This is a genomic window from Lujinxingia vulgaris, from assembly GCF_007997005.1.
GTDB lineage: Bacteria > Myxococcota_A > Bradymonadia > Bradymonadales > Bradymonadaceae > Lujinxingia.
Genome location: NZ_VOSL01000044.1, coordinates 117,418 through 135,808 on the forward strand (window position 1 = coordinate 117,418; position 18,391 = coordinate 135,808).

Here is an 18,391-nt window from a genome sequence, read left to right on the forward strand (position 1 = left end):
GAAAACGTCCGAGGCCGCTGTCATCATCACGGTGCGAGCAGCGGGCGCTCCACAGTGAATCGCTGGAGGTGGGCCATCAACGCCTCGAAGTCGTCCGGGGTCAGGGCCTGATCGGCGTCGCAGCGAGCCTGGGAGGGATCGGGGTGCACTTCGACCATCAGGCCGTCGAGTCCAGCAGCCAGGGTCGCTGCGGCGGCGCGCTTGAGCAGGTGGGGAAGGCCGATGGCGTGAGAGGGGTCGACGATGACGGGCAGGCGGCTCTCATCTTGCGCCCACATGGCGCCTGCTAAGTCGAGGGTGAAGCGGGTTTCATCGCCGAAGGAGCGGATGCCCCGTTCGCAGAGGATGATCTTGTCGGATCCGGCGCGGGCGACGTGCTCGGCGGCCAGGAGCCATTCGGTCGGGGTGGCACCGAAGTTGCGTTTGAGGACGACCGGGCGCCCTGTGCGACCGACGGCTTCGAGGAGAGCGAAGTTTTGCATGTTTCGGGCGCCGATCTGAAAGGCGTCAACGCGCTCGGCCATCGCCTCGACATCGGACTCCGAGAGGACTTCGGTGACAAAGGGCAGGCCGTGGTCGCGGGATGCCTTTTGCAAGAGTTCGATGCCGGGCATCCCCAGTCCCTGGAAGCTGTAGGGGGAGGTGCGCGGCTTGAACGCACCGCCGCGCAGGACGTTGGCCCCGAGGCTCCCGACGCGTTCCGCGGCACGCGAGATCATCTCGGCGGACTCCACCGCGCAGGGGCCGGCGATGACCACGAAAGGTTCGCCGCCAAAAGGCACGTCGCCAATATGCACGACGTGACGGGAGCCGTCTTTGCGGCGACCGGTGCGGGGCAGGCGCGGATCGACGGAGGCGGGGTCGGAAGAGGAGGGGAGGGTGGGAGTGATATCGGCGGTGCTCATGAGGGTGACCTCAGGGGGTAAGACGACTAAGGGGGGATTTACTGACCGACACGCGTCGCCAGTTCCGCGAGCCTGCGACGGCGCACCTTCTGGCTGGGCGTGCGGGGGATGGCGTCGGTGAGAAACCAGCGCCGGGGGATCTTAAAAGGTGCGAGGCGGCTGCGACAGTGCTCGCGCAGGCTCTGGACCAGGGGCGTATCCATGTGCTCGATCGTTGCCGCAGGGTGATCTTTGGCCGGTCGGATGGGGTCGTGTGCGGGCACAAGCGCGCAGCAGAGTTGCTGGCCCCACTCCGGGTGGTCGAGTGCGAAGATGGCGAGGTCTGCGATGGCAGGGTGGTCGCGCAGGACGCGTTCGACCTCGGTGGGATCGATGTTCTCACCACCGGAGACGATGCGCTCGGAGGCGCGGTGATGGATGTAGAGGTAAGCGCGTGCGTCGAGGTGGCCAACGTCGCCTGTGCGCATCCAGCCCTCATCATCGAAGAGCGGCGCGGCGTCGTCGTTGAGGTAGCCCCGGGTGAGCGTGGGGCCGCGCACTTCTATGGCGCCGGGTTGGCCTGGCGCGGCGATTGAGCCATCGTCCAGGGTGATGCGGAGCTCGGTGCCGGAGAGCGGCTTCCCGGCGCTATCTAACGCATCCCGGGGGGCCTCGAGAGGGAGTGTGGTGATCTGGCTTGCGGCCTCACTCATCCCGTAGGTGGGAAGCACAGGCAGGCCGATGTCGCGCGCCGCACGAAGATCCTGTGCATCCACCGGGCCACCGCCGACGAGGACCGCGCGCAGGGCGGTCTTCAGGGGGGTGGAGTGCGCAGCGAGTAGTCGGTGCACCTGCGTGGGCACGAGGCTTAAGAGGGTGATCGGGCGCGTGGTCAGAAGCGAGGCGATGCTGCTCACGTCGGCGTCTTCAGCGAGCTCCAGGGTCGTAGCGTAGATCAGGCAGCGAAGCATCGTGGCGAGCCCGCCCATATGGCACAGCGGCAGGCAGCAGAGCCAACGGTCGTTGTCCTCACAGCCCAGGCGCTCGGCGGAAGCCATTGCGCTGGCGTAGATGTTCGCGGCGCTCAGAGGAACGGCGCGCGGGGTGCCTGTGGTGCCCGAGGTAAAAAGAATGACGAGGGTCTCTTCGGTCTCAACGCGTTGTTCTGCGGCGGGGCTTTGCTCGAAGGAGCGCGCGTTCACCGTCTCGGGTGTGAGGTGGTGGAGGCTGCTCAGCGGGGCGATCGGGGTGTCGAGCCCCTCGGGGAGGTCGACCTGGTCGCCGCAGAGAACGAGGCCGACGGGCACGATGTCGAGTTGCGTGCGGAGATCGTCTGCGGTCGCCTGGTGATGCAGGGGCACCAGGGTTGCGCCGGACATCAGGATGGCGTGTGCCGCGAGCAGCCAGTCCAGGCTGTTCTCGGCGATGAGCGCGACGCGACTGCGCGGGGCGATGCCCGCTCCGGCCAGGCGACCGGCGCGTTCTACGACTCGAGTGTGGAGCTGAGCGTAGGTGAGCGAGACGCTTCCCGCCACAATGGCGAGGCGTTCGGGGTGCTCTCTGGCTGCGGTGTCCAGCCATTGGGAGGCGATGGGCACGGTGGTCACGGCGACTCCTTGCCGGAGGCAAAGGGGAGGGGCACAAACCCCAGCCCGGGGGCGTCGTCGAGGCGCAGAGTGCCGCCGAGGTTTTTGTCGCGTTCGCTGGCGAGGTCTTCTTTGAGCCAGTTGCCTGTGATGAGACCGTGGCTTCCTTCGAGCGCCTTGAAGTGAGCGCTGCCTGCGACGAGGTGGGCGGCGGCTCTGCGGCCGATCGCGCTCTCGATGAGGTTGCTGATCACCACGCGCAGACCGGCGCGCTCGGCGAGCTCGATGAGCTCGAGGGTGGGAAGAAGCCCGCCCAGGCTCATCGGCTTGAGGACGAGCGTATTGACGGCGCGGGCCGCGATGAGCTCGCGGGCGAAGGAGGGCGGGGTGCAGGACTCATCGGCGGCGATAGGCACCGCGCTCTTCGCGCTGAGCTCGGCGAATTCCTCAACGCTCTCGCAGGCGACCGGCTCTTCGAGGAAGTCGATGTTGAAGGGGGCGACCGCCTCGGCGAACGCGAGCGCCTGCTCGAAAGAGAAGGCGCGGTTGGCGTCGAGGCGGATGGCGGCGTTGGGGCATTTCTCCCTCACCAATCGAATGCGCTCGACGTCGGTTTCCAGCGGGTCGAGACCGACTTTTAACTTGGCGGCGCGCGTGCTGTCTCCCACCGAGACGCGGACACGGCCGGCGGTGATGGCCGGCGGGTCCAGAGCGTGGGTGGACTGGAGGCGGACGCCGTAGGTCAGATCCACAGGCGCATCGCCCGCGAAGAGGGTGGCCAGCGGGACGCGCCGCTGACGAGCGAGCGCGTCGAGCATGGCCAGTTCCATGCCAAAACGCAGGGTGGGCATGCCAGCCAGGTTGCCAAGGGCGGCGTCGAGGCGCTCTGCAGCGAGGCCGATCCCCTCCTGAAACGCAGGGTTCCGGGTCAGCCCGCGCAGCGCGAGCTCAACCTCCGAGATCGTCTCCGCCGACCACTCCGGCAATGGCGAGCATTCCCCGAACCCTTCCACCGGCTCGCCGGCGACGGTCGCGCGCAGCCGCAACGCGAGCACGTCGCGTTTTTCGTAGGTCGCCGAGCTGGTGCGAATGGGCACCATCAGGGGGAGCTCGACGCGCTCCCACGAGAGCTGCGGATCTTCGAAGAGGGGTGTGAGGATGGCGTCGTTCATAGCGCGAACCCGATGGCGTAGAGCACGCCGAAGACGGTGAGCAGACCTGCGGTTCTGGCGAGCAAGGCGTTGAGCGCGCTGCCTTCCAGTTCGCCCAGGGCGCGGATGCACTTCATGGCAAGGGGCAGGCTTACCAGCGGCAGGAGCACCCAGGCCTGGGAGAGCCCCGCAGCGACCTGAACCACGGGCACCAGATAGGCGGCGAGCACGACACCGGCGTATTGCTTACGCGTGACGGCCTTTCCGAGTCTCACAGCGAGGGTGTTTTTGCCGGCGACGCGGTCGGTGTCGACGTCACGGTAGTTGTTGACGATGAGGATCGCAGTCGAGAGGAGCCCGATGGGGATCGACGCGATGAGGGCTTCGAGCGAAAAGCTCAGCGCCTGCACGTAATGCGTGGCGGTGACGGCGATGAGGCCGAAGAAGATGAAGACGAAGAGATCGCCCAGCCCGTTGTAACCCAGCGGGTAAGGCCCGCCGGTGTACGCGATGCCGGAGAGGATGGAGGCGATGCCGATGATCAGGATGGGCCAGCCGCCGATGCCGATGAGGTAGAGGCCGACGAGCGCGGCGGCCAGAAAGGTCAGGGCGGTGGCCCACTTCATGGCGTTGGGGGTGAGCAGCCCGGCCTGAACGGCGCGGGTGGGCCCGAGGCGGTTTTCATTGTCGGCGCCGCTTTTGGCGTCGAAGTAGTCGTTGGCGAAGTTGGTGCCGATCTGGATGAGCCCGGCGCCCACCAGGGCAGCGAGGGCCGGACCGGGCGCGAAGAGGTCTTGCCCGTAGGCCACCGCGCTCCCGACCACAACAGGGACCGCCGCCGCTGCGAGTGTCTTGGGGCGCGAGGCCAAAAGCCAGGAGTGAAGCGTGGAGGGGGAGGAGGAGGTCATGAGAGGTCTCCCTGGGAGCCGTGATCGATGTGGGTTGCGGCGTCGGCGCGGAGCGCGGCACGCAGGTCGCGGTCCACCTCGCGGTCGCTGCGCGCAACGAGCACCTGAAAGGCTGGAGCGTCGGTGTAGGCCTTCAGCGCGCTGGCCAAGTCGTCTGGCGAGGTCGCCTCGACGAGGCGCGTGGCCGAGGGCGCGCTGCGCGTGACGTCGGCGCGCGCGGAGGTGAGAAAGTGTCGGGTGTGCACGTCGGGGAAGTCGGCGATCGGGAGCTCGTCGAAGATCGCGCCGCCCTCGTTGTCCATGACGAGCACCAGCACGGGAAGATCGAGTTCTCGTGCCAGCGCCAGGGCGGAGAGATCGTGTCGGAGCGCGACGTCGCCCAGCGCGATGATGGTGGGCGCCTCAAGGCCGGCGGCGCGGCGCGCCAGGGCGACCCCGAGTCCGGTGGCGACGATGCCGTCGATGCCATTGACGCCGCGATTAAAAAAGATCTGCAGCGGGGCGCGGCGTCTGCCCATCCAGGCGTCCACGTCGCGGATGGGCATGCTGTTGGAGACCATCAACGCGCTGTGTTCCGGGAGCCGATCTCCCAGAATGCTCCAGATCTCCGGGGCGGTGAGCGGCGCATCGGGGCGTGCCAGGCGGAAGCGCTCCAGTGCGGTCTGGAGCGACGCTTCGGCGTCGGCTTCAGCTGAGCGGAAGGCGTGGAGCCAGGGGGACTCGCCGGGCGTTGCGGTCCTCTGCGTCGCGTTCAGGCGTTGATTGAAGGCGCGCAGAGTTGCAGTGGGATCAGCCTTAAGGTGCCAGCTCGCCAGCTGATCGGGATCGGAGGGGTCGGCGTCTGGCGAGAGAAGGATCGTGGTGGCGAGGGGCCAGGTTCTCACCGCCCGGGCGGCCGCCCAACCCAGGGGGGCTTTGCCGGTGCGCAGCACGAGGTCGGGTTTGCCGAGACGCGCGATCAGAGGGCTTGCGAAGATCGCGTCGCCGAAGTGCAGGGGGGCGTCGTGGAGCTCGGCGTGACGTGTCACGCCGGAGGTGGGCTCGGCGATGAGGGGCGCGCCCAGCCGCTGTGCGAGCTCGATCAGCGCGGCGGCGTAGGCGTTACCCCGGTGGTCGGCGCCGGCCAGGATGAGGGGGCGCTCCGCGTTCGCGAGCAGGCCAGCGATCGTGTCGCTCGTGGCGTCATCGAGGACGGCCTGTGTGGGCGGTGTGCGCAGGTAGGGCGTGTTGTCGGGGCGTCCCGCGACAGCGTACGGGGCGTTTGCAGCGAGCGCAGCGGGCACCGCGTCGCGGTGGCCCTCCGGAAGTGCAGTGGGCTCCAGGGGCTTTCGGAAGGGGAGGTTGAGGTGTACCGGGCCGGCGTCGGGGCCGCCTGCACGCTGGTAGGCGCGGCAGGCCAGCGCGCGCAGGTAACGCAACTTCTCCGAGGTGGGTTCGGGTTCGGCGACCTGGTGAAACCAGCGCACGTGAGTGCCGAAGAGCCGCGTCTGGTCCAGGGCCTGGGGAGCGCCGGTGTCATGGAGGTTAGGGGGGCGATCCGCAGTGAGCACGATCAGAGGCACGCCGGAGCTCGAAGCCTCGCAGAGGGCCGGATAGTAGTGGGCGGCGGCGGTGCCCGAGGTGCACACGAGCGCGACGGGTGTGCTGCTTGCGAGGCTTAACCCCAGGGCCACGAAGGCCGCCTGGCGTTCATCGATGATGGAGATGTCGTCGATGTCCGGGTGGTTGGCAAACGCCACCACGAGCGGTGTCGAGCGCGAGCCTGGGCTGATGCAGACGTGTTTCAGCCCACATCGCGCCAGCTCGTCGACCAGAGCGTATGCCCACAGCGTGTTGATGTTGGGCCAGGAGGACGGTGCGGTGTTCATGACGCGTCCTCGCTGGCGAGCGCGTTATGCAGCGCGGCGAGTTTTTGATGGGTCTCGGCCCACTCGATCTGAGGGTCGCTCTCGGCGGTGATGCCCGCGCCGGCGAAGAGCAGGGCGCGCTTGTGCTGCACAAGCCCGCAGCGCAGCGCCACGAAGATGCGTCCTTCGCCGGCAGGGGTCATCACACCGAAGGGGCCGGCGTAGAGCCCGCGATCAAAGCCTTCCTCGGCGGCGATACGTTCGCGGGCCGCCTGACGCGGTTGACCGCAGACGGCGGGCGTCGGGTGCAGGGCGTCGATGGCCTCCAGAAGCCCGAAGGATTTGGTGAGCTCGGCGCGAATCGGCGTTTCGAGGTGCGAGACGTTGGCAAGCCGTCGGATCCGCGGGGTTTCGTCACACGTGGGCCGAGCCCCGTGGCGAGCCAGGCTGGAGGTGATCATGTCGACAACGACTCGGTGCTCGTGGCGATCTTTGGCGCTGCGCAGGAGCTCCTCTTCGGCTGCGGCGCGCTCCGGGCTCTGCGGTGTGCTTCGCCCCCGGGTGGTGCCCGCGAGCGCCATCGTCTGAAGTTGGCCCCGGTGGGCGCTCACCAGCGTCTCGGGGGTGGCGCCGATGAAGGTCGGAGCGCCGGGGTGGGGGCTCAGCGCGAAGGTCGCACACGCGGAAAACTCGGCGTTGAGCGCGGTGATGAGTCGGTCGAGTGCCACAGGAGAAGAGCGCTCAACCGTCGCGCGGCGGGCGTAGACGATCTTCTCGAGGATCGAGGACGTATCGCGCGCACGTGCGACGAAGTTGGAGACGTTGGCGGTAAAGCGCGCCTCCTCGTCTTGAAGATCACGAGGCAGCCGCGGCGCGGCAGGCTCCGGGCGTTGGTCAGGACCGGGAGCGTCTCCAAGGCGTGCCAGCCACTGTGCGAGCACGGTGTGCGACTCGTCGTCTCCGTGCGCCGTCAGCGCGACGAGCTGTGAGCCGCTGCGCACAAGCACGAGCTCAGGGAGGTAGAGGGCCCGGCGCTTGAACGCGCTCCAGGTGGGGTCATCCTGTGAAGTGTATGGGGGATCGAACGCGGCATACGCGAAGAGGCGCGCATCGGCGACATCGCCCTCCATCGCATCAAACGCGCGCAAAGCCTCGTGAGCGGACGCAAACCCGCTCCCCTCGTCTGTGTCGCCGAAGACGGCCTCCCACGCGCATCCCAGGCCCACGAGTTCGTCGCCACCTTCAGCCTCGCTGAACGGAAGGCGCATATAAACGGCCCGGGTGCGTGTGCGGGCACGTTCAAAGATCTCCGCCAGGCAGAGATCGTCCCCGACAATCTGCGATGTTAGGCGCAGGCGCGCAGCGGAGCCGTCCGCGGGTTGCTGGGATGCGTGGGTGGACATCGGGTACACCGGGGCTCAATGAGCCTGGAAGAACGGGCGCGTCGGGGCGCCCTCAACCTCAGAAATGCCAGGGAAACTTCGTGTAGTCCTGCGGGCGCTTCTCCAAAAATGCATCGCGCCCCTCCTGCGCCTCTTCGGTGCCGTAGGCGAGTCGGGTGGCTTCGCCGGCGAAGAGCTGCTGGCCGACGAGCCCCTCGTCGGGGAGGTTAAAGGCGTACTTGAGCATGCGCATGGCGGTGGGGCTCTTGGAGTTGATGAGCTTGCCGTACTCGAGCGCACGCTTCTCCAGCTCGGCGTGGGGTACGACTTCGTTGACCATGCCCATCTGGAAGGCCTCGTCGGCGCTGTAATTCAGGCCCAGGAAGAAGATCTCGCGGGCGCGCTTCTGGCCGATCTGGCGGGCGAGCAGCGCGGAGCCGTAGCCGCCATCAAAGCTGGCGACGTCGGGGTCGGTTTGTTTGAAGACAGCGTGCTCTTTGCTGGCGATGGTCATGTCGCAGACCACGTGCAGGCTGTGGCCGCCGCCGACCGCCCAGCCGGGCACCACGGCGATGACCACTTTGGGCATGAAGCGGATCAGGCGCTGCACCTCCAGGATGTGCAGGCGACCGAGGCGGGCGCGGGCGACGGGGTCGTCAGCCAGCTCTCGACCGGCGTACTGGTAGCCATCTTTGCCGCGGACGGCCTGGTCGCCGCCGGAGCAGAAGGCCCAGCCGCCGTCTTTTGGCGAGGGGCCGTTTCCGGTGATGAGCACGCAGCCGACGTCGGCCGACTGACGGGCGTGCTCCAGCGCCGTGAAGAGCTCATCGACAGTCTGGGGGCGAAACGCGTTGCGGATCTCGGGCCGGTTGAAGGCCACGCGCACCGTGCCCTGGTCCACCGCGCGGTGGTAGGTGATGTCCTGAAAGTCAAAGCCCTCGACGGGGGCCCAGGCGTCGGGATCAAAGATGTCGGAGATCATGGCAACAGCTCCACTGGCAACGTCATTATGCAGATGAGGCCGAGCACGTAGATGGCGTCTCGGCGTCGTTTCGAGGGCGCGCGCAGGCGGCCCGGATCGGGGAGGGATTACCACGATCTCGGTCGTGTTCAAAACGGTTTGAACACCGTGGCATTCCCCGCGATGTGCTGCTCAGGTGAGGAAGGCGCTGCGCAGCCTGAAGGGCGCTGAGCCGCCCTCGGGTGGGGGCGGCTCAGCGTCGGGGGGCACGTGGGGATGACGTGGGTTGGCGAGTCTACCAGCTGGAGCCGGCCCCGCCGCCTCCGGACTTGCCGCCGCCGAAGGAGCCGGAGCTCTTCTTACGCCGGCTGCTGCCGGACGAACTTCCTCCGGAGGAAGAACTTCCAAAGGGCAGTGTCCTCTGAGTCGATGGCGCTATAAATGATGCATTGCCCGCGAACACGCGTCGTACTGAGGCGCATCTGGCGCTATGGTGGCTGTGATCTGGCGATTTCGACGTACGTTTTGACCTCTGAGGCACGCATGAACGCTGTCGCGCTGCGGCTGAAACCCTTCCGCACCATTGTGATGGATCTCCTGGCGTTTGCGTTCGGGTTGGGGCTGGCGCTCTACAGCGAGTGGCGCGCCGAGGAGCTGGTGTGGAGCCTCTGGCTCGCCAGCCTGCTGGTGGGGGGCGGCACGTTGTTCACGATGATCCTTCACGACGCCATCTGGCCGGAGCCGATCGAGGATTATGGGGTGCCGGGTCCGCTCTTTCGGGTGGCAAAGGCGGTGGCGATGATCGTGTTCTTCAGCATTCATTTCGGGATGTTTCACGCCATCCACGCCGTCTTCGTCTGGGCGTTCTTGCCCCTGGCCGAGGAGCCTTCGCCGCAGCTCGTGTGGGCGTATCTGCCTTCGATGCTCCCCTTTGTGCTTATGCTTGCGTTTGGCGAGCGAGAGCGGCTTTTGCACTCCGTCCGTCACTTCGAGCCTATGGCGCCTTACGCGAACGTGGTTCGCATGCATCTGCTGATCTTCTTCTTCGCGGGCGCCGCGTTCCTCGATCTCTCGCCACTGTGGATCTTCATTGTGGTCTACGTGGTGTACTTTTTCCCCTTGCAGTCGAAGGTGAAAGGTCAGGAGGGCGTGGCGAGCGAATCGGCCGAAGGTGCGAAAGTCGCAGCCACGCGTTGACGTGAAGGTAAGGGTTGAGCCCGGGTTGCCCCGATGTAAGGAGGTTATGAGATGGTGAGGGAGAAGGAAGCAGGCGCGCTTAATGAGCTGGCCGAGGAGGCCCGCACGCTGCTGCGCGACGCCCGCCACGGTGTGCTGGCGACGTTGAGCGCGGAGAACGGGTTCCCCTACGCGTCGGTGGTGGATGTGGCGGGGCTTGAGGAGGGGGACCTCCTCTTGCTGCTGAGCGATCTGGCCGAGCATACCCGAAACCTGCGCGCCGACGACCGGGTCTCGCTGGTGGTCGCTGCCACGGAAGGGAAAGGCGAAGTTCTGGAGCGGGGCCGCGCGAGCTTTCAGGGGCGCATCGAGCCTTTGGCCGACGATAAGGCGCAGGAGGCCAGGGCGCGTTATCTGGAGGTGCACCCGCAGGCGAAGGGCTACGTGGGCTTTGCCGACTTCAACTTTTACAGGTTGGGCGTAGAGCGCGTGCGTTTTATCGCGGGGTTCGGGCGGATGGGGTGGATCGATAACGAGCTGTGGCGCGACCTCACAAAACACTCGCCATCTGAGGGCAAGACAATCTCCGGCGATGACTAGCCCAAATCACCGAAGGGCCCACACTGCGCGGCCCTTCGGCGACGAGCTCACTCAGTACGACTCGAGCTCAATGGACTGAAGGCCGTGGCTCCCCGCGGCCAGGATCGTCGATCCGTTGACGGTCAACGCCTCGATCCTGCCCGCTGGCGAGGAGGCGCCAAGGGGCATGAGAATGCCGTCTGCGCTAATGTTGAAGACGCCGCTCTCGTTGGCGATTAACAAGGCGCCTTCCAGGGCTGCCATCGTGGTGATGCGTCCCAGTGGTGAGCCCGAGCGGACCAACTCCCAGGTGCTGCCGCCATCGAGGGAGCGTCGAAGCTCGCTGCCGCTCTGCGTGGTGGTCGCCAGGTAGATTCCCCCGGGCGTGCCGGCCAGCCAGACCTGGCCGATGTGCAGCGCGTCGGCGTTCAGGCCGGCGTCATCGCTGGCGGCAACCCACCGATCGTCGGCCTGGAGGAAGATGCCGCCCTGACCCACAACGATCGCCTGCACCTCGTCGGCAAAGAGCGCATAGACCGGCGGGGTGCCACGGCCCGGCGCAAGGTCGGGGAGCCCGCCGTCAGGCTGCGACCAGTCGGTGGGGCGCTCCGCAAAACGATCCGCGACGAAAAGTCCGCCCCCGTGGAGGGCGATGTCCATCTCACCGTAGAGCGTCACCGGCGCAAACCCCGCCCAGACCTCGTCGCCGATCACATGCAAGGCCGAAGCGCGGCCTTTGCCCAGCGCCACACTCTGGCCCATGCGCCACTGAGAGCCGTCATCGAAGAGGGGGACGAAGAGGTTGTCGCGGGTCAGCGTGAAGAGCGCCCCTGGCAGCGCCGCGATGCGCTCAAACTGATGTTCGTCGCTGGCGAGGTGCACCCACATCGGGTTTTCCGTCAGGTTATCTTCCGCAACGAAGAGCTCCCCATCGCCCACCACCCACGCGCCTCCCCCGGCGCTCTCAACCTCCTGAAGTGCTCGTCGAAGCGGGCTGACATTGACCATGCGATCGCTGCCAGGATCATGAGCAAAAAGTCCGGCGCCCATCGCCGCGCCCACCACCGAGCTGCCATCGCTTACGAGTTGGAAGCCGTCGACGTGCATGGGTTCAAGGTAGCTGACGTGGGCGTTGGCGGCGTCACCAGCAAGCGCCTCAAGATCGACGTGGGCTACGTAGCCCCAGGGTTCCAGCGTGCCGAAGTAGAGCCGGTCGTGGGCGATGGCGGCTTGAGCAGCGTGCTGGCCAAGCGTCGTCTCAAAGCTCGCGCCATCCTCCGAGAACCACACCCCCTCTGAGGAGGTCGCCAGATACCCCTGCGGGGTCAGGTGAAGATCGAGCCCTCCCTCAACGAGGTGCGAAGGGGTGTGCGCGGGCGTCCAGACCTCTCAGCCCAACTCGCCAGTATAAACGCCACCGTGGTAGCTGCCTTCGGTGACGAGCAGGCGGTTGCCGTCAATAATAAAGTCGCTGGCCAGCACCGGCAGGTTCTCGGCAACCGTGGTGATGCCCTCGGCGTCGAGGCGCACGATGCGTGAGGTGAAGCCGGGCGTTCGCAGGCTCAGGTAGAGCGCGTCCTCGAAGATGCGAGCCGCCAGAACATCGACGGCGTTGATGCCGTCGATCTCAATGGGCTCAAAGTACTGGCCATCGTCGGATGCGAGCACGTCGGCGCCAAAGGCGTACACTTCGCCATCATGCGCAATGACCTCTCGAATCGCAGAGACATCTCGCGAGGTGGCGACCTGCGACCAGGCGCGGCCCTCCTCGGAGTACCAGAGCGAAGCCGGGCGGTGTGCGCCGCGTTCCAGGGCGAAGTAGCCTCGGGAGGTCGACCACACGTCGGCGAAGTCGCCTCCCATTGGTCCCCGGGGAGCGCCCCAGGCGTGCGTGCTGTGGAGCACGCGCAGCGTCTGATCGGGGGATCGAGGGTCGCTCGGGTCAACGTCAGGTTGAGGGGCGGACGTGTCGGGGTCGACCTCGACATCCGGCTCGTTCATCTCCAACGAAGGCGAATCGGGAGGGCTGCCCTCGTCGTTGCCGCAACCCGCCAGCCAGCCCACGAGAATCAACGTGACGAGCAATGGCGAGGATCGGCCGGGCAGGGCGGAGCGTGGATCAAGCGTTGGGGTAAGCATCGTGGAACTCCTCGGAACGTGTCGAGTTCTTAAGGTCTTGAACAGACCGGGCCGGGAACCTCCCGACCTGCATCAAGCCTCTCAAGCCCCCTGGCGAGTTCCCACGAAAAGCCCCTGAAACGATGCGGAGCTCAGGCCGATCTATCTGAAATCCCGGACCGTGTTCTGATCGACACCGGGCGAGAGCCGCTCCCAGGTGCTGCCATCAGCGGCGAGCCGGTAGACGAACGCGTCGTAGGCGGTCGCGAAGACTGCGTCGCCGCTGGCGGCGACTTCGGCGGGGCGATGAGGGTCACCGGGGAGCGGCGGAAGCGCCTGGTGTTGGCCGTCAGGGTGGAGCATGGTCAACGTCTGGTTCGGGTGGCTCAGCACGAGGTTGTCGCCGGCGCGGGCGAAGTCCCAGGCGCCGGTGTCGCTGACCTTCTCCCAACGCCGGGAATCAGCATCGCTTCGCCAGACTTCGGCCTGACTCACCACCGCCAGGCCCTCGCCCCACGCCGCGAGGCGCGGGTTGGCGTGACCCGAGAGCTCGTCGAGTTGTTCCCAGGGGCTGGTCGGTGATTGGGCGATCTCGACGGTGCCGTACATCGTGGAGCGCACCGTGGTGGCGTGTTGAGGCAGGTAGTCGATGAGCATGTGGACCGCCTCGTGCTTCAACTCCCAATCGCCTTCAAGCCGCGATGTGGCGGGTGCCGACCAGACCTGAACATGAGGCTGCGAGCTCGTCGTCGAGGCTTCGTCGACCTGCGGCGTGTAGACCACGTAGGCCAGAAGGTGCCCCTGATGCGACGTGATGCGGGTGATTCGGCCCTGCTCCGGGACAAACTCGGGATGAAAGCGCGCCCAGGTGCCGGTTGACGCCGAACGCCGCCAGGCCCCGTGCTCTCGCGTCGCCATCAGGAGCGCATCGTCAGCTTCATAGATCGATGCAAGGTGCGCCCCGGTCTGGTGCACCATCGCTTCAGGAAGGGGAAGGTCTTCCCAGATCAGCGTCGAGGCGATAGGCGCGCGAAAGAGCCGGAGTTCATCGTCGCTACGCCCCACGGCATAGATCGCGCTGGCGTCGCTCGAGACGAAGATCTCGTGATAGCGCCCCTGAAAGGTTGTGGTGGCACGGTCGTCGCAGTCGGTTTCAGTCTCGGCGCATCGGGGATGCTGCGGTGCATCCGGCGTGGCACGGTCTGAGGAGGGAAGGGGGCGGTCCGCTACGTCGCCGCACCCGGTGCCAGGCAGGGAACAGGCCAGCGTTAGACATATCAGATGAATCCCTACAGGGTACTTGCGCTTCATGCGGTGCCTCGGCGGTCTCAGGTCATGCGGCCAGCTTATTCCTACCCCAGCGCTAGCAAAGGGCCGAGTCACACACCACTGAAGTTCGTCTGAAATCTCGCGCAATCGCCTGAAATCAGGGGTGCGGTCCTCGAATTGTTTCGGCGCGCGGCGAGGCGCCGTTGCCTGCGCATCGCCATGGCGTATGATGCGCGCTCGACGTTCAGGACGCGCTGTGGGGACCGAGAGCAGGGGCGCGCCGCAGTCACGGGAGCGGAGATGACCACGTCATCCGACACGAGCAGAGCACCACATACGATGATTCGAGCGCGTGAGACCGAAGCGCTCGTGACGATGCTGCAGGAGCCCGCTGCGCGTGTGGCGGTGTACGGCCCACCCGGCGTGGGCAAGTCCCATCTTGCGGATCGTGCGGCTGAGCGCTGGGCGACCTCCACCGAGAAGACGCCCGCTCCGGTCGCATGGGTCGATGCCCGGGCGGCCCGCCCCGGCGCCTCGTTTTTCGATGCGCTCGTGCATGCGTTAGGGCTGGCACCGGTGACGGAGTTCGAGCGTGAGGGGGTTCTCCAACAAATCGCGCACGTGCTGCGGGAGCGAGGGCGGCTCTTGCTCGTCATCGACGATGCGGACCGGGTCGCCTCCGATGTGAATGCGCTTCTCCGACGGGTGTCGGACTGCGCCGAACTTCGCGTCGTGCTCACCTCGCGGGTGGTGCTTCCCGATGCGCCGGTGCAGGCGTTTCAGCTCTCACCACTGTCGCCGGAGGATGCGCGCGCCTTGTTTGTGGACGCGGCACAGCGCGCTCGCCAGGGCTACGATCCCCAGGCGGTTCCTGAGGGCGTCCTCGACGCTCTGCTCGAGCGCCTGGACCATCTCCCGCTGGCCATCGTGTTGGCGGCCGCCCGGCAGACGATCGTGTCCACCGAGGGGCTGCTGCAACGCCTGGAGAAACGCTTTCAGATCCTGCGCCCCGCTCACGGACCCGGGGAGCGCTCCCGACGCGCGCTTGGCGAGGCGATCGGCCTGTCCTGGGAGCTCCTCGACGAGGTTGAGCGGCGAGTGCTCTCCCAGTGTGCGGTCTTCGCCGGCCCCTTCGACCTGGAGGCGGCGGAAGCCATCGTGCACACCGGCGACGAGCAGGCCTGGGTCGGCGATGTGCTGCAGTCGCTTGTTCTGAAATCGCTTGTCGAGACCCGTCACGATGAAGCCCGTGGCGAGCTGAGCTTTCGCCTGCTGGAGAGCATTGCGGACTATGGCCGCGAACATGTCGACGCGCAGCTTTTGGAGGACGCGTCGGAGCGACATAGCGACTACTACGAGCGGCTCGCTACGGAGCTCGACGGCCGGGTTCGTGGCCCGCAGGGGGAGCGCGCACTTCATCGGCTCTTGATGGCCTCGACCAACCTCAGCGCGGCGGTCGATCGCCTTTGCCCTCATGCTCCCTGGCGAGCGCGGCGGCTGCTCTATGCGATGCTCCCGACCTTCGAGGTGCGGGGGCTTCTGGGGGCTTATCTGGAGCGTTTTGAGTCGATTCGTGCGCTGCACCCGGAGCTCCCGATGAGCGCGCGCGAGGCCTTGATTCGCGCGCGGATTTTGCGCACCGCCGGTCGGCTCAACAGCGCGCTGGAGGCCGTTGAGACCTCTCAATCACTCATCGCCGATCATGGCGATCACGCCGACGAGGTCGAATGCCGCCTGGAGTGCCCGTCTTCTGCCGAGGTGATACTGGAGCGGGGGCTGATCCTCGCGGACCTGGGGCAGATGCGAGAGTCCGGGGAAGCATTGCTCTCCGTCTCCGAGACGCCGGGAGAGCCATTTGTCGAACTCAACCTCGAGCATGAGCGGGGACGCTACCAGCTCAACAGCGCGCGCCTGGGGTACTTTCGCGACAAAGCCGACGCCGAAGCGATGCTCAACGAGGCGGTGCAACGCCTGCGCGTGGCCTACGAGGCCAGCCATCAACATACGCATATCTTTTATCGCGCGCGCATCAGCGTCGGATGGGCCGTCGCACTTCATGAGCAGGGCAAAACCGGCGCGGCGCTGGGTGTGCTGCGCGAGGCGATCGACGCCCAGCAGGCCCATGGCTACCGCACCAATGTGCTCAACCTGACCTACTATCAGGCCCTCCTGAACTACTACCTCGGCGACATGGACCGGGCCCTGGCGATCAGCGCCGAGCTCGACCGAGGCTGCGCTCAGATGGGGCTCGCTGTGCTGCGCGCCCGCAACGCATCCTCACGGGCAACCTATGCGATGGCGGCGGGCCGTGTGGAGGAGGCAAGCGAGCTGATCGACCATGCCATCAGCCTCTGCGACGCCCACGCGCAGGACTACAGCGCGCTCATCGCCGACAATCAGGCCGTCCTCTGCGCCTGGGAGCGCGGCGACACCGACGCGTTCCCCGCGATCAGCCAACGGGCTCTGGCGCGTGCCGAGCGCGTGGGCTCGCAGGTGCATGTGGGGATCATCTCTGCGTACCAACTCTTCTACCGTGTGTCGCAGTCGCCTGAAGATCCGAAGATCGTCGAGGCGCGCGCGCAGCTCCCGGAGTGCATCCAACCGCTGAGCCAGGCCGGCGAGCTTCGCCGCCCGTCGAGTTACCCCCGGTGGATCATGCTCGCGAATACCTGGCAGGCCTGCCTTGAGCTTCATGCCGCGGCCTGGCACCTGGAGCAGGGCGACTTCCACATGCTCTACGACGCCATGGAGAAGCTCGAGACGCTGAAGCCCCGGCTCAAAGACCCCTTTGTCACCGTCTACATGCGTCATGCCTTTCAGCTCGCCAGCGCCACTCGTCGGCGCTTCGCGCTGCCCGACGAGCGCCCCGAGCACATGCTGCGCGTCAGCGAAGGGGGCGACACGGTGCGCCTCGATGATGGGGAGCCGATCGACCTCTCCAGCCGCGCGCCCCTGCGCCGCCTGCTGCTCGCGCTCATTGAGCGTGCCCGCGCCGGAGAGCCCTCGGCCGATATGGACGCCGTAATCGCTGCCGGCTGGCCCGGCGAGCACATCGAGCCCCGCTCCGCGGCCAACCGTGTCTACAGCACGGTGCGAATGTTGCGGAATCTCGGGTTGGGAGACGTCATCGTGACCGATGATGTGGGGTATCGGGTGGCGGAGGGGGTGCTGATCGTGGAGCAGGTCAGCGATTGATTTTCTGGACGCGCGGATCCGCCGAACGCGTCTTCAGGCTTCAACGAACTCAAAACACGCAAGTTCGGGGCGGCATCCCAGGCGGATGGGCAGGGTGCTCAGGCCGATACCCCGGCTGACGTAGGTGAGGCCCGCTTCGGTCTGGTAGCTGCCGCTCACAAAGCGCCCGCTCCCCGGGGGGCGCACCGGCGCGAAGCCGAAGACGCGCACCTGGCCGCCGTGGGTGTGGCCGGCGAGCGTCAGGTCAAAGCGGGGCGCGCCCACAGGGTAGGGCTCCAGGATGCCCGGGGCGTGGGTGAGAAGGAGACGAAGGTCGCCCGCGGGCAGGTTTCGGCAGGTCTTGAGGATGTCGCCCTGACCAAAGCTCGAGTCGTCGGTGCAGGCCAGCACCACACCGCCGGGCAAGGTGAGGTGCTCGTTGACGTAGAGCTCGATGCGGTGGCGACGGTACATCTGCGCGATCGCCTCCACCCCGAACCCCGCCCGGTGCTCCCAGTTTCCCAGCGTCGCCACCACGCGCCGCCCCGTGCGCATGAGGTGGTCGCAGAGGGTGTCAAAGTCGTTAAGCTCGCTGCCCCGCTCAATGATATCGCCGGTGAGCACGATCAGGTTGGGATCAAAGCGGTCGATGGCGCGCAGCATCGACTCGTGCAGCGCGCCAAAACCCGCCATATGCACATCGGTGACCTGCACCACGCGGTAGCCGCGCAGATGCCTGGCCAGGCCCGGCACCCGCACGCGGTGACCGGTCACCTCCAGCCAGCCCGGCTCGACCAGCAGCAGGTCCGCCGCGCCCACGGTGCCTGCAGCGAGCGCCAGAGTGCCGAGTTGTTTAAGGAAGGTGCGACGAGTCAGTGGCATAAATGAAGGGCAGGGGGGGGAGGGCAGGGCGGCGCACGGAAAGGCGCCTCGAATCACGACCACGCTACGCGCGCCGCCGACGTTTGGCGAGGGAGGTGTGTCGATGAGTTGTCATAACGATGGTTATCGCGTGACTGCCCGGGGGCGCCACTTTAGTCCTTACGCTTCCATTCCCCGTCAGACTTCTCGTAGGTCGTCTTCACCGCCGACCACGCCACCTTATGGGCGCGCTCCTCCTCCTCGTACTGATCGCAAGCGCTGTTAAACGCTTTGCGATAAATCTCCTGCCCATGTTTCGGGAGGTTATCGCGCACGGATTTCGGAAGGTCTGCGTTTCGCTCGTAGGGCATCGTATTCTCCTGGTCTGAGAGTGCCGGAAACTGGCGAGTTCTATGGGCGAAAGCTAGACGCGAGAGAGGAGGTCGCAACGGTTGGGGGCGGTACGGTGAGGCCCGGTAACTATGAGTTCGGAAG

General features: G+C 66.6%; 16 protein-coding genes. 4 read left to right on the plus strand and 12 right to left on the minus strand.

Translation table 11 applies throughout. The features are described 5' to 3' along the window. Window positions 1-26: 26 nt before the first annotated feature. From aroF to FRC96_RS09805, 7 genes are read right to left on the minus strand one after another with little or no spacing between them, the layout of a single operon-like run. A complete protein-coding gene (gene aroF / locus FRC96_RS09775; RefSeq protein ID WP_146974308.1) occupies window positions 27-905 on the minus strand; it encodes a 3-deoxy-7-phosphoheptulonate synthase in 879 nt (292 codons plus the stop codon). 38 nt (window positions 906-943) lie between these two features. Beyond that, entirely contained in the window at window positions 944-2,491 is a 1,548-nt protein-coding gene (locus tag FRC96_RS09780) for a class I adenylate-forming enzyme family protein (protein WP_146974309.1), read from the minus strand. After that, window positions 2,488-3,642, minus strand: a complete 1,155-nt coding sequence (gene menC / locus FRC96_RS09785) for an o-succinylbenzoate synthase (RefSeq protein ID WP_146974310.1) — start codon at window positions 3,640-3,642, stop codon at window positions 2,488-2,490. The genes FRC96_RS09780 and menC overlap by 4 nt, the downstream gene beginning before the upstream one ends. Further along, entirely contained in the window at window positions 3,639-4,529 is an 891-nt protein-coding gene (locus FRC96_RS09790) for a 1,4-dihydroxy-2-naphthoate polyprenyltransferase (RefSeq protein WP_146974311.1), read from the minus strand. The genes menC and FRC96_RS09790 overlap by 4 nt, the downstream gene beginning before the upstream one ends. Next, window positions 4,526-6,397, minus strand: coding sequence for a 2-succinyl-5-enolpyruvyl-6-hydroxy-3-cyclohexene-1-carboxylic-acid synthase (menD, locus tag FRC96_RS09795; protein WP_146974312.1), 1,872 nt, complete (start codon window positions 6,395-6,397; stop codon window positions 4,526-4,528). The genes FRC96_RS09790 and menD overlap by 4 nt, the downstream gene beginning before the upstream one ends. Continuing rightward, window positions 6,394-7,779 carry an isochorismate synthase gene (locus FRC96_RS09800; protein ID WP_146974313.1) on the minus strand — a complete coding sequence of 462 codons (1,386 nt, stop codon included), beginning with the start codon at window positions 7,777-7,779 and terminating at the stop codon, window positions 6,394-6,396. The genes menD and FRC96_RS09800 overlap by 4 nt, the downstream gene beginning before the upstream one ends. A 58-nt stretch (window positions 7,780-7,837) precedes the next feature. Beyond that, window positions 7,838-8,740 carry a 1,4-dihydroxy-2-naphthoyl-CoA synthase gene (locus FRC96_RS09805; RefSeq protein ID WP_146974314.1) on the minus strand — a complete coding sequence of 301 codons (903 nt, stop codon included), beginning with the start codon at window positions 8,738-8,740 and terminating at the stop codon, window positions 7,838-7,840. Between the two features lie 260 nt (window positions 8,741-9,000). Between FRC96_RS09805 and FRC96_RS22005 the strand changes: the two genes are divergently transcribed. The 3 genes from FRC96_RS22005 (at window position 9,001) to FRC96_RS09815 (ending at window position 10,495) form a co-directional block, all read left to right on the plus strand. Next, window positions 9,001-9,144: a hypothetical protein gene (locus tag FRC96_RS22005; protein WP_230470087.1), complete on the plus strand. Its 144-nt coding sequence runs from the start codon at window positions 9,001-9,003 to the stop codon at window positions 9,142-9,144. A 118-nt stretch (window positions 9,145-9,262) separates the two neighbouring features. Next, window positions 9,263-9,916: a DUF6498-containing protein gene (locus FRC96_RS09810; protein WP_146974315.1), complete on the plus strand. Its 654-nt coding sequence runs from the start codon at window positions 9,263-9,265 to the stop codon at window positions 9,914-9,916. Between the two features lie 51 nt (window positions 9,917-9,967). Beyond that, window positions 9,968-10,495, plus strand: a complete 528-nt coding sequence (locus FRC96_RS09815; protein ID WP_146974316.1) for a HugZ family protein — start codon at window positions 9,968-9,970, stop codon at window positions 10,493-10,495. Between the two features lie 51 nt (window positions 10,496-10,546). Here FRC96_RS09815 and FRC96_RS09820 read toward each other — a convergent pair whose 3' ends face one another. From FRC96_RS09820 to FRC96_RS09830, 3 genes are all read right to left on the minus strand, one after another. Beyond that, complete coding sequence (locus tag FRC96_RS09820) at window positions 10,547-11,764, minus strand: sialidase family protein (protein WP_146974317.1); 1,218 nt, start codon at window positions 11,762-11,764, stop codon at window positions 10,547-10,549. Window positions 11,765-11,863: 99 nt separating this feature from the next. Further along, complete coding sequence (locus FRC96_RS09825) at window positions 11,864-12,613, minus strand: hypothetical protein (protein ID WP_146974318.1); 750 nt, start codon at window positions 12,611-12,613, stop codon at window positions 11,864-11,866. A gap of 141 nt (window positions 12,614-12,754) precedes the next feature. Beyond that, the gene (locus tag FRC96_RS09830) at window positions 12,755-13,903 is read right to left on the minus strand and encodes a hypothetical protein (protein ID WP_146974319.1); all 1,149 of its coding nucleotides are present in this window, start codon (window positions 13,901-13,903) and stop codon (window positions 12,755-12,757) included. Window positions 13,904-14,161: 258 nt separating this feature from the next. On the opposite strand from FRC96_RS09830, the gene FRC96_RS09835 reads away from it, so the two are divergent. Then, entirely contained in the window at window positions 14,162-17,056 is a 2,895-nt protein-coding gene (locus FRC96_RS09835) for an ATP-binding protein (RefSeq protein WP_230470088.1), read from the plus strand. 33 nt (window positions 17,057-17,089) lie between these two features. Here the strand turns inward: FRC96_RS09835 and FRC96_RS09840 are convergent, their stop codons facing one another. Together FRC96_RS09840 and FRC96_RS09845 are read right to left on the minus strand one after the other, a co-directional pair. Then, window positions 17,090-17,917, minus strand: a complete 828-nt coding sequence (locus FRC96_RS09840) for a metallophosphoesterase (RefSeq protein WP_146974321.1) — start codon at window positions 17,915-17,917, stop codon at window positions 17,090-17,092. Between the two features lie 152 nt (window positions 17,918-18,069). Next, a complete protein-coding gene (locus FRC96_RS09845) occupies window positions 18,070-18,267 on the minus strand; it encodes a ChaB family protein (RefSeq protein ID WP_146974322.1) in 198 nt (65 codons plus the stop codon). Window positions 18,268-18,391 lie beyond the last annotated feature (124 nt).

Bases quoted from the DNA above. Each gene is read 5' to 3' on its own strand.
- menD (WP_146974312.1), bottom strand. From the start codon at position 6,397: ATGAACACCGCACCGTCCTCCTGGCCCAACATCAACACGCTGTGGGCA.
- FRC96_RS09825 (WP_146974318.1), bottom strand. From the start codon at position 12,613: ATGCTTACCCCAACGCTTGATCCACGCTCCGCCCTGCCCGGCCGATCC.
- FRC96_RS09805 (WP_146974314.1), bottom strand. From the start codon at position 8,740: ATGATCTCCGACATCTTTGATCCCGACGCCTGGGCCCCCGTCGAGGGC.
- FRC96_RS09815 (WP_146974316.1), top strand. From the start codon at position 9,968: ATGGTGAGGGAGAAGGAAGCAGGCGCGCTTAATGAGCTGGCCGAGGAG.
- aroF (WP_146974308.1), bottom strand. From the start codon at position 905: ATGAGCACCGCCGATATCACTCCCACCCTCCCCTCCTCTTCCGACCCC.
- menC (WP_146974310.1), bottom strand. From the start codon at position 3,642: ATGAACGACGCCATCCTCACACCCCTCTTCGAAGATCCGCAGCTCTCG.
- FRC96_RS09835 (WP_230470088.1), top strand. From the start codon at position 14,162: ATGACCACGTCATCCGACACGAGCAGAGCACCACATACGATGATTCGA.
- FRC96_RS09845 (WP_146974322.1), bottom strand. From the start codon at position 18,267: ATGCCCTACGAGCGAAACGCAGACCTTCCGAAATCCGTGCGCGATAAC.
- FRC96_RS09800 (WP_146974313.1), bottom strand. From the start codon at position 7,779: ATGTCCACCCACGCATCCCAGCAACCCGCGGACGGCTCCGCTGCGCGC.
- FRC96_RS09840 (WP_146974321.1), bottom strand. From the start codon at position 17,917: ATGCCACTGACTCGTCGCACCTTCCTTAAACAACTCGGCACTCTGGCG.
- FRC96_RS09810 (WP_146974315.1), top strand. From the start codon at position 9,263: ATGAACGCTGTCGCGCTGCGGCTGAAACCCTTCCGCACCATTGTGATG.
- FRC96_RS09790 (WP_146974311.1), bottom strand. From the start codon at position 4,529: ATGACCTCCTCCTCCCCCTCCACGCTTCACTCCTGGCTTTTGGCCTCG.
- FRC96_RS09830 (WP_146974319.1), bottom strand. From the start codon at position 13,903: ATGAAGCGCAAGTACCCTGTAGGGATTCATCTGATATGTCTAACGCTG.